This window comes from Paeniglutamicibacter sp. NPDC012692 (assembly GCF_042901625.1).
Classification (GTDB): domain Bacteria; phylum Actinomycetota; class Actinomycetes; order Actinomycetales; family Micrococcaceae; genus Paeniglutamicibacter.
This window is the reverse complement of record NZ_JBIBDE010000021.1, coordinates 1-1505: the sequence shown is the minus strand read 5'-3', so window position 1 is coordinate 1505 and position 1505 is coordinate 1. Positions and strand designations below refer to the sequence as shown.

Here is a 1505-nt window from a genome sequence, read left to right as displayed (position 1 = left end):
AACCAAAAAACGCGGGGGAGAGACAAAGCGCGGGGCTGGTGCCGCGATCCCCCTCACCCATGAAACGAGAACAAACATGAACACCCAGAAGATCGAACAGGTGAACCCCACGTCCCTGACCGTGGACAACAACGTGCGCACCGTGGCCGAACTCGGCACCGATTTCGTTGCCTCCATCAAGGAGCACGGCGTGCTCCAGCCCGTCACCGTCCACGAACGGAACGGAGCACTCCACGTGCTGATGGGCCAGCGCCGCACCCTCGCCGCCATCGAAACCGGGCTTGAAACCATCCCCGTCTACGTGGTGGACACCCCCGAGGAAGCAACCCGGCTGGCAACGCAGGTTGTCGAAAACGACCAGCGCCAGGAACTGACCCACGCCGACCGCGCCGAAGCATTCCACCAGCTTTCCTTGCTCGGGATGACCCCGGCGAAGATCGCCAAGCGCACCGGAGCCACCAAGGAAACCGTCAGCCAAGCACTGATCGCCAAGGCGAACGATGCCGCTACCGCCTCGCTGGGGCAGGGATTGACCATCGAACAGGCCGCGAAGATCGCGGAGTTCGACGGACACGAGGAAATCATTGCCGAACTGACCGAAACCGCATTGGAAGAACCAGCCGAATTCGCCCACCTCGCACAGCGCCACCTCGACCAGCTGGCCGAGGATGCCGCAGTGGAAGCCGTCAAAACCCTCTTGGTCGAAGCTGGCAAGGTGCTGGCCACGGATGAGGAAATGGGATACGACGGCACCGCAAAAGCCGTCACCTCATTGAACCGCCCCGATGGGGAACCCGCCACGGAAGATGACGCGAACGCTTACCACGTCCGCGTCCTGTACAACGGGAAGATCGAAACCACGCCCGTGGTTCAGGGCTGGAAGGCCGCAGGATTCGCCGACCGCTGGGGCAACAGCGGCAGCAAGTCAGGCCCGATGACCGAGGAACAAAAGGCCGAACGCAAGGAACTCATCAGCCGCAACAAGGACATGGACTCGGCCATCACCGTTCGCCACGAATGGATCACCAACCTGCTGGCCCGCAAAACGGCACCCAAGGGTTACCTGCACTTCGTGGCCAAGACCATGAGCGCCCACAGCTACGAACTTGGCCGCTCCATTCAGGAACTCGCCGCGAATTTCGCGGGCATCAAGACCGGGGGATTCCACCCGGTCACCGAGCACACCGCGAAGGTGGCGGCTCGCAGCGAGTTCACCATCCTGGCCCTGTGCTTCGCGGCCCACGAAAAGCACCTAGACCGCACGGCGTGGAGGAACCCCACCGGCGATACCCGCGAATACTTCGCACAGCTGATCGCGTGGGGATACACCCAGAGCGCGGTTGAAAGGCTCATCACCGACGAGCCAACCGCAGAATAGCCCGGCGGGGGAGGGGCACCGTTATGGGTGCCCCTCCCCCTTTCCTGGTGGTGCGGGCGGCCTCCGCCGCACGCTCCCCCGGCCGCCGACGCTGGCGCGCACTCAAGACCTCGCGCCAGGCAGCGGA

The 1505-nt window shown here is 63.7% G+C and carries 1 protein-coding gene; it reads left to right on the top strand.

What is annotated here, in order from left to right; translation table 11 throughout:
* Positions 1 to 1378, top strand: a 1378-nt coding sequence (locus ACFY5D_RS22130) for a ParB/RepB/Spo0J family partition protein (RefSeq protein WP_387534770.1), incomplete at its 5' end; no start/stop codon positions are given.
* Positions 1379 to 1505 lie beyond the last annotated feature (127 nt).